Here is a 7790-nt window from a genome sequence, read left to right on the forward strand (position 1 = left end):
TGGAAGCGGCGGGATGTGGCGAAGGTATGGCTCGACCGTTCCGCGGGGCCGCGGACGGCCCTCCGGCGATCACGCGGCGACGCGGGTGTGCCCTCGAAGCCTCAGGATCCGGTCGGACCCGGCCCGAGGCGCGTGACGTGGCCCATCTTGCGGCCGGGGCGCGCCTCGCCCTTGCCGTACAGGTGCAGGTGGGCGCCGGGCTCGGCCAGCAGGGCGTGCCAGTCGTCCGCCTGGGCGCCGATCAGGTTGCGCATCTCGACGGGCAGACCGCCGACCCGGCCCGCATCGCCCAGCGGCCAGCCGCAGACGGCGCGGACGTGCTGGGCGAACTGCGAGGTCAGCGCGCCCTCGCTGGTCCAGTGGCCGGAATTGTGCACCCGGGGCGCGATCTCGTTGACCACGAGCCGCTCCGCCCCGTCCTCGCGGACGAGGAACATCTCGACGGCGAGCACGCCGACATAGTCGAGGGCGTCGGCGATGCGCCGGGCGATCTCGACGGCGGCGCGACCCGTCTCGGCGGACACGCCGGGCGCCGGCACCCGGGTCAGCGCGAGGATGTGGTCGCGGTGCTCGTTCTCGCAGAGGTCGTAGGCCGCGAAGCTGCCGTCGCGCCCGCGCGCGCCCACCACCGAGACCTCGCGCTCGAACGGCACGAAGCCCTCCAGGATCAGCGGCGCGCCGCCGAACTCGGCGAACAGGGCGTTGCGGTCGCCCTCGGCCCGCTCGCGGAGCATGCGCTGCCCCTTGCCGTCGTAGCCGAAGCGGCGGGTCTTGAGCACGGCCGGCAGGCCGATCACCTCGATCGCCCGGTCGAGGTCGTCGGGCGCGTCCACCGCCCGGAACGGCGCCGTCGGGATGCCCAGGCCGTTGATGAACTCCTTCTCGGAGAGCCGATCCTGCGTGGTCGAGAGCGCGCGCGCGTTCGGGTGCAGGGCGGCGTGCCGGGCGAGGACGTCGGCGGTGGCGTGCGGGATGTTCTCGAACTCGTAGGTCACGACGTCGACGCCGCGGGCGAAATCCGCCAGCGCCGCGGCGTCGTCGTAGGCCGCGCAGGTGGTCCGGGCGGCCACGTCGAAGGCGGGGCTGTCCGCGTCGGGCGCGTAGACATGCGCCTTGAGGCCGTAATCGGCCGCCGCGAGCGCGATCATGCGCCCGAGCTGGCCCCCACCGACGATGCCGAGGATCGAGCCGGGGCCGAGGATCTTGTCCGTCACGCGTTCTCTTCCGTCACCGGCCGTTCGGCCACCGAGGCGCTCTGGGCCGCGCGCCACGCCTCCAGGCGCTCCGCCAGGTCCGGATCGGTCAGCGCCAGGACGGCGGCGGCGAGCAGGGCCGCGTTCACCGCCCCGGCCCGGCCGATCGCCAGGGTCCCCACCGGGATGCCGGCCGGCATCTGGACGATGGAGAGCAGGCTGTCCTGGCCGGAGAGGGCCTTCGACTCCACCGGCACGCCGAAGACCGGCAGGCGGGTCATCGCGGCCGCCATGCCGGGCAGGTGCGCGGCTCCGCCCGCACCGGCGATCACCACCTTGAGGCCGGCCGCGACCGCGCCCTTGGCGAAGGCGACGAGCCGGTCCGGCGTGCGGTGTGCCGACACGATGCGCGCGTCGTACGGTAAGCCGAGCGCGTCGAGCGTCTCGGCGGCATGACGCATGGTCGCCCAGTCGGACTGGCTGCCCATGATGATCGCGACCGGAGGAGGCGACGCCATCGTTGATCCCGGCAAAAGAGGGCGCTTACAGGCGGCGCGGGCCTGCGGCAAGGCGGGGCCGGAGGGCGTCCACCGGCATCAGGCGATGATGTCCGGCGTGAGCGCGTCCTCGATGTGATAGATGCGGTCGCGCAGCGTGAGCTTGCGCTTCTTCAGGCGCTGGATCTGGAGCTGGTCCCCGGCAACGCTGCGCTCCAGCGCCTCGATGGCGCTGTCGAGATCCCGGTGCTCCTCGCGCAGCCGCGCCAGTTCGCCCAGGAGGTCCGACTGCGCACCCTCACCCGCCTCGTCCGCCATCGTCACCTGAGAACCCGAAGACCGTTCGTCGCCTGAGAGCATGCGTCACGCTCCGGCGCCGGACAAGGCGGCGCGGTAAGCAATCATCAGACTTAGCAGCAGAAAACGCTTCGACAGGTCCGGCATCCTGTGCCAATCTCGTTGTGTCGAAACGATGACAGGAGATTCGACTCATGTCGCTGCAGACGCATCTGAACCAACTCGCCCGGAAGCACGAAGCCCTCGAGCGCGAGATTCAGGAAGCGATCCACAGACCTTCGGCGAACGACCTCCACATCGCCGAGCTGAAGCGACGGAAACTCCTCCTCAAGGACGAGATCAACAAGCTTCAGGCGGGCAACGACACGTTGCACTGACGCCTGAGACGTCCAATCTGATAGCGAATGCACGCTGACGACCGCCGCATCGGGAGCCCCGGTGCGGCGGTTTTCTTTTGGGGGCACCGAGCCGCGGCCGCCGGGCCCCGGGCGCGGCCGTCACGCCCGTGGCCAGCCCCTCGCCTGGCCACTCCCGCGCGCGCGAGAATGGGCTACTCTGCGACCCGCCGCCGGAGAGCGGTCCGCGAGGAAACGCCCAACCGATGACGAGAGCCAGCCTGCCGGGCCGCTACCCGGAGATCTACGAATCGGCCTGCCGCGACCCCGAGGCGTTCTGGCTCGGTGCGGCGCGGGCCCTCGACTGGGCGCGGGCGCCGGAGCGGGCCTTCGCGCCGGATTCCGGCCCCTACGGACGCTGGTTCCCGGACGGCACCCTGAACGCCTGCCACAACGCGGTGGACCGCCACGCGGACGGGGCCCGGGCGGATCAGGTGGCGATCCGCTACGACTCGCCCGTGACCGGGACCAAGCGCAGCATCACCTACCGGGCGCTGCGCGACGAGGTGGCGGTGCTGGCCGCCGTGCTGGCCGACCTCGGCGTCGGCAAGGGCGACCGGGTGATCCTGTACATGCCGATGGTGCCCGAGGCGCTGTTCGGCATGCTGGCCTGCGCCCGGCTCGGCGCGGTTCACTCGGTGGTGTTCGGCGGCTTCGCGGCCAACGAGCTGGCGGTGCGGATCGAGGACGCGGCGCCGAAGGTGGTGCTCGCCGCCTCCTGCGGGATCGAGCCGAACCGCGTGGTCGCCTACAAGCCGCTCCTCGACGCGGCGATCGCGGCCTCGCGGCACAAGCCGGAGGCCTGCCTGATCCTCCAGCGCCCGCAAGGGCCTGCGACCCTCGTCGCGGACCGGGATCGCGACTGGGGTGAGATTGTCGCGGCCGCCCGGGCGGCGGGGCGGAGCGCGGCGTGCATGCCGGTCGCCGCCACCGACCCGCTCTACGTCCTCTACACCTCCGGCACGACCGGGAAGCCGAAGGGCGTGGTCCGCGATACCGGCGGCTACCTCGTCGCCCTGGCCTGGTCGATGCCGAACCTCTACGGCGTCCAGCCCGGCGAGACCTACTTCTGCGCCTCCGACATCGGCTGGGTCGTCGGCCACTCCTACATCGTCTACGCGCCGCTCCTGCACGGCTGCACCACGGTCCTCTACGAGGGGAAACCCGTCGGGACGCCCGATGCCGGCGCCTTCTGGCGGGTGGTCGCCGAGTACGGGGTGGCCTGCCTGTTCACCGCGCCGACGGCCCTGCGGGCGATCAAGAAGGAGGATTCGCAGGGCGCCCGGATCGCCGATCACGACCTCTCGGCCTTCCGCAGCCTGTTCCTGGCGGGCGAGCGCGCCGATCCCGACTCGGTCGCCTGGGCCGAGCGCGTACTGGGCCGACCGGTCGTCGACCACTGGTGGCAGACCGAGACCGGCTGGCCGATCGCCGGCAACCCGATGGGCCTCGGCCTCCTGCCGGTTAAGCACGGCAGCACCTGCGTGCCGATGCCGGGTTACCGGGTCGAAGTCCTGGACGAGGGCGGGAAGCCGGTTCCGGCGGGGACCATGGGCACCATCGCGATCCGCCTGCCCCTGCCGCCCGGCTGCCTGCCGACCCTCTGGGGCTCGGACGACCGGATGCGGTCGAGCTACCTCGCCACCTTCCCGGGCTACTACGACACGTCGGATGCCGGGGTGATCGACGGCGACGGCTACATCACGGTCCTGGGACGGACCGACGACATCATCAACGTCGCGGGCCACCGTCTGTCCACCGGCGGCATGGAGGCGGTGCTGGCGAGCCACCCGGACGTGGCGGAATGCGCGGTCATCGGCATCCGCGACGCGCTGAAGGGGGAGGTGCCCTGCGGGTTCGTGGTGCTGAAGGCCGGCGTCGCCCGGCCGACCGAGACGATCGAGCGGGAACTCGTCGCCAAGGTGCGGGACGAGATCGGCCCGGTGGCCGCCTTCAAGCTGGCGCTGACCGTGCCGCGGCTGCCCAAGACCCGGTCGGGCAAGATCCTGCGGGCCACGATGAAGCGGATCGCCGATCACGAGCCGTGGACGATGCCGGCGACGATCGACGACGCGGCGGCCCTCGACGAGATCGGCGACAGCCTGAAGGATCGGGGGATCGGCGCGGCCCGGTAGGGTGCCGGACCGCGCCGGCGGCGCGTCGACGGGCGGTCGCGGCCCGCCTCAATCCGCCTCAATCCGCGTCGGCGCCGTCGTCGTCGGTGTCGATATCGACCGTCGGCGCCGGCTGCGTCAGGGCGGGCGCGTAGGTGCCCGCGGTCGGACCGGTGGTGACCGAGGCCGGCACCCGCCGGGCGTTCGGCTCGGAGGGGATCAGCGTCGCGGTGGCGGCCACGAGGCCGGCGAGGGACCGGACATCGTCCGGCTGACGGGGGTCGCGGGAGATCAGCGCGGCCTCCCGCTGCAGGCGGAGATTGCAGGCCTCCGTCGGCAGGCCGCCGTTCGGCGTGCAGGCGTCGTGGCGGGCGCAGGCGGCATCGAGGGCGTCGATCGGCGGGAGCGGCGCGTTGTTGCCCGGTCCGCAGTAATTCCCGTGAATCAGCATCTTGGGTCCGCCGAAGGCGGCGGGCTGGGCCTGGGCGGTGCCCGCGAGGGCGGCGCAGCCGGCGGCCAGGGCGAACGGGACGGCGAGCGGGACGGCGAGTCTGGTGAGCATCATCTGGACCTCGGGCGATCTCGCCCCCTCAGGCGGTTCGCGTCGATTGCCGCGATGCGGCGACAGGCCAGGAAACGGGCGGCCACATCCGCAAGTTCCCGCAACGCCCGCCCGCAGAGGTGCTCTGCCGCACCGCACTGGCCGCCGCGCCCGTCCTGGGCCAGAGTGAACCCTCCACCAGGAGTTGCCGATGACCGCCCGCCTGTTCGAACCGCTGACGCTCGACGCGCTCACGCTCGAGAACCGCATCCTCGTCGCGCCGATGTGCCAGTACTCGGCGCGGGACGGCGAGGCGACCGACTGGCACATGATGCATCTCGGCCAACTCGCCATGTCGGGGGCCGGCCTGCTGACCCTGGAGGCCACCGCGGTCTCCCCGGAGGCGCGGATCACCGCCTGGGATCTCGGCCTCTACAACGACGGCTGCGAGCGGGCGCTGGGCCGGGTGCTCGACGCCGTGCGCGAGTACGCGCCGATCCCGGTCTGCATCCAGATCGCCCATGCCGGGCGCAAGGCCTCCAGCGAGGCCCCCTGGGCCGGCGGCCAGCAGATCCCGCCGGAGCACGCCTACGGCTGGCGCACCGAGGCGCCCTCGGCGGTCGCGCACGGGGAGGGCGAGGTCCCGCCCCACGCCCTCGACGCCGCCGACCTGAAGCGCGTCCGCGACCAGTTCGTGGCCACCGCCAAGCGGGCCGTGCGCCTCGGTATCGAGGCCGTCGAGCTGCACGGCGCCCACGGCTACCTGCTGCACCAGTTCCTGTCGCCGATCGCCAATAAGCGGACAGATGAATACGGCGGCAGCCTCGCCAACCGCATGCGCTTCCCCCTCGAGGTCTACGACGCGGTGCGGGATGTCGTGCCCGCCGGCAGCCCGGTCTGGCTGCGGGTCTCGGCCACCGACTGGGTCGAGGACGGCTGGGATCTCGACGAGACGGTGGCGCTGGCCCAGGCGCTCAAGCGGGGGGGATCGCCGGCGATCCACGTCTCCACGGGCGGCGTCTCGCCCAAGCAGGCGATCAGGCTCGGGCCGGGCTATCAGGTGCCCTACGCGGAGCGGATCAAGGCCGAGACGGGCCTCACCACCATCGCGGTCGGGCTGATCACCGAGGCGCACCAGGCGGAGACGATCCTGCAGGAGGGCCGGGCGGACGCGATCTCGCTCGCCCGCGCCATGCTGTACGATCCGCGCTGGCCCTGGCACGCCGCCGCCGAACTCGGCGCCCGGGTGCGCGCGCCCAAGCAGTACTGGCGCTCTCAGCCGCGGGAGTACAAGGACCTGTTCAAGGACACGGCCTTCGGCCAGCGCTGAGGGCGGCCCTCACCGCGGCAGCGCGCCGACCAGCGGCCCGAGAGGGCGGCTGATGTCGGTGCGGCCGAGGTTCGGCGCGTAGAGGCTGGAGACCGAGCCGTCGAGGAACAGGGCGTTCCGGCAGCCGAGATCGTCGCGGAACAGCCGCGCGAAGGCGCCGAAGGTCACCGGGCGCTCGGAGATCGCGAAGATCGCCACGTGCCCGTCGCCGGGCACGCCGACGCCGTTCCGGATCTTCTGGCTCGGCCCGTCCGCGGCGATCTTCGGGTGGATCTGGCCGTCGATCACCAGCATCGGCCCGGACTGCGTGGCGAAATCCGGCCGGATCTTCGCCCGCAGGTAGCGGGACGTGTCGACCACCCCGGCGCGCTCGCCCTTCAGCCAGAAGATCCCGTTGGGCTTCAGGTGGAAATTGCCCGGCCCGTCCGCCGTGGACACGCGCTTCAGCTCGTGCCCGTTCTCGACGTAGAGGCCGACGGGCGCTTGGTCCTTGTCGTACATGCCGGCATTCATCGCGAAGGCGAGGCGGCCGCCCTGCTTCTCGGCGAGGGTGCCGAGGGCGCCGTAGGGCTTGCCGTCGTCCTGCAGCCAGAACAGCCGCAGCCGCTGCTTCCGGAGATCGATGGTGCAGACCGTGAAGGTCTCACCCTGCGCCTCGACCGCCCGGCAGGGCTCCGTCGCGGCCGGGGCGGCCGCCCGGGCCGGGGCCGCGAGGGCGAGCAGCGTGATCAAGAGGGCGTGAGCCGGGCGCAGCATCATCATTCGTTCCAGGCAGCTCGGGGACGGCGAGTCGGGGACGGCGAAGCTCGTTCGGCCCGCCCTTCGCCCTGGAAAGCGGCGAATTTCGTGTCCGAGCCGCGCCCGGACGGGTCCGGGCACGTCTGCGCACGTCTGCGCACGTCCGGGTGCGTCTCGCGGCCGCGCGCCGCGGCCGGGACTGGACCGTTTTGCCGGTTCGAGCGTTCTTAGCCGCAGAGGGCGTGTTTCCACGGAGATGACGTGATGAAGGGTGCAGTGCTCGGCTCGGCCCTGCTGGCGGCGGGTGCTCTGGCCTTGGCGCCGGCCAGCGCGGACGCGCGCGGCTTCGGCGGCGGCGGCTTCCACGGCGGCGGTTTCGGCGGCGGCTTCCACGGTGGCGGCTTCGGCGGCGGCTTCCGCGGCGGCGGGTTCGGCGGGTTCCGCAACGGCGGCTTCGGCGGCGGCTTCCGCGGCGTCGGCTTCCGTCCGGGCGGCTTCGGCTACGGCCGCGGCTTCTACGGCCGGGGCTACGGCTGGCGCGGCGGCTACGGCTACCGCGGCGGCTACGGCTACGGGCTCGGCGGCCTGGGCCTCGGCGTCGGGCTCGGCCTCGCGGCCGGCGGCCTCTACGGCGGCTACGGTGGCTACGGCTACCCGGGTTACGGCTACGGCGGCTACTACGCCC

The 7790-nt window shown here is 72.6% G+C and carries 9 protein-coding genes; 4 read left to right on the forward strand and 5 right to left on the reverse strand.

Going from position 1 to position 7790, the window contains the following annotated elements; all coding sequences use genetic code 11:
• Positions 1–101: 101 nt before the first annotated feature.
• The 3 genes from ACLBYE_RS18300 to ACLBYE_RS18310 form a co-directional block, all read right to left on the reverse strand.
• Positions 102–1214, reverse strand: coding sequence for a 5-(carboxyamino)imidazole ribonucleotide synthase (locus ACLBYE_RS18300; protein ID WP_447695266.1), 1113 nt, complete (start codon positions 1212–1214; stop codon positions 102–104).
• Positions 1211–1711, reverse strand: coding sequence for a 5-(carboxyamino)imidazole ribonucleotide mutase (purE, locus tag ACLBYE_RS18305; protein ID WP_447695267.1), 501 nt, complete (start codon positions 1709–1711; stop codon positions 1211–1213). Before purE ends, ACLBYE_RS18300 begins: the two co-directional genes overlap by 4 nt.
• A gap of 78 nt (positions 1712–1789) precedes the next feature.
• The gene (locus ACLBYE_RS18310) at positions 1790–2050 is read right to left on the reverse strand and encodes a YdcH family protein (RefSeq protein ID WP_081636461.1); all 261 of its coding nucleotides are present in this window, start codon (positions 2048–2050) and stop codon (positions 1790–1792) included.
• A gap of 131 nt (positions 2051–2181) precedes the next feature.
• On the opposite strand from ACLBYE_RS18310, the gene ACLBYE_RS18315 reads away from it, so the two are divergent.
• Together ACLBYE_RS18315 and ACLBYE_RS18320 are read left to right on the forward strand one after the other, a co-directional pair.
• The gene (locus tag ACLBYE_RS18315; RefSeq protein WP_012318068.1) at positions 2182–2364 is read left to right on the forward strand and encodes a YdcH family protein; all 183 of its coding nucleotides are present in this window, start codon (positions 2182–2184) and stop codon (positions 2362–2364) included.
• A gap of 224 nt (positions 2365–2588) precedes the next feature.
• Positions 2589–4517 carry a propionyl-CoA synthetase gene (locus ACLBYE_RS18320; RefSeq protein ID WP_447695268.1) on the forward strand — a complete coding sequence of 643 codons (1929 nt, stop codon included), beginning with the start codon at positions 2589–2591 and terminating at the stop codon, positions 4515–4517.
• 58 nt (positions 4518–4575) lie between these two features.
• On the opposite strand, the gene ACLBYE_RS18325 is transcribed toward ACLBYE_RS18320, so the two are convergent.
• Complete coding sequence (locus ACLBYE_RS18325; RefSeq protein ID WP_447695269.1) at positions 4576–5061, reverse strand: hypothetical protein; 486 nt, start codon at positions 5059–5061, stop codon at positions 4576–4578.
• 187 nt (positions 5062–5248) lie between these two features.
• Here ACLBYE_RS18325 and ACLBYE_RS18330 point away from each other — a divergent pair, with 187 nt between their 5' ends.
• Positions 5249–6367, forward strand: a complete 1119-nt coding sequence (locus ACLBYE_RS18330) for an NADH:flavin oxidoreductase/NADH oxidase (protein ID WP_447695270.1) — start codon at positions 5249–5251, stop codon at positions 6365–6367.
• Positions 6368–6376: 9 nt separating this feature from the next.
• Here ACLBYE_RS18330 and ACLBYE_RS18335 read toward each other — a convergent pair whose 3' ends face one another.
• Entirely contained in the window at positions 6377–7126 is a 750-nt protein-coding gene (locus ACLBYE_RS18335; protein WP_091927307.1) for a phosphodiester glycosidase family protein, read from the reverse strand.
• A gap of 243 nt (positions 7127–7369) precedes the next feature.
• Here ACLBYE_RS18335 and ACLBYE_RS18340 point away from each other — a divergent pair.
• On the forward strand, positions 7370–7790 hold a 421-nt coding region (locus ACLBYE_RS18340; protein WP_447695271.1), incomplete at its 3' end, for a hypothetical protein.

The organism is Methylobacterium sp. A52T (assembly GCF_053346095.1).

Bases quoted from the DNA above. Each gene is read 5' to 3' on its own strand.
- purE (WP_447695267.1), bottom strand. From the start codon at position 1,711: ATGGCGTCGCCTCCTCCGGTCGCGATCATCATGGGCAGCCAGTCCGAC.
- ACLBYE_RS18310 (WP_081636461.1), bottom strand. From the start codon at position 2,050: ATGCTCTCAGGCGACGAACGGTCTTCGGGTTCTCAGGTGACGATGGCG.
- ACLBYE_RS18315 (WP_012318068.1), top strand. From the start codon at position 2,182: ATGTCGCTGCAGACGCATCTGAACCAACTCGCCCGGAAGCACGAAGCC.
- ACLBYE_RS18320 (WP_447695268.1), top strand. From the start codon at position 2,589: ATGACGAGAGCCAGCCTGCCGGGCCGCTACCCGGAGATCTACGAATCG.
- ACLBYE_RS18325 (WP_447695269.1), bottom strand. From the start codon at position 5,061: ATGATGCTCACCAGACTCGCCGTCCCGCTCGCCGTCCCGTTCGCCCTG.
- ACLBYE_RS18330 (WP_447695270.1), top strand. From the start codon at position 5,249: ATGACCGCCCGCCTGTTCGAACCGCTGACGCTCGACGCGCTCACGCTC.
- ACLBYE_RS18335 (WP_091927307.1), bottom strand. From the start codon at position 7,126: ATGATGCTGCGCCCGGCTCACGCCCTCTTGATCACGCTGCTCGCCCTC.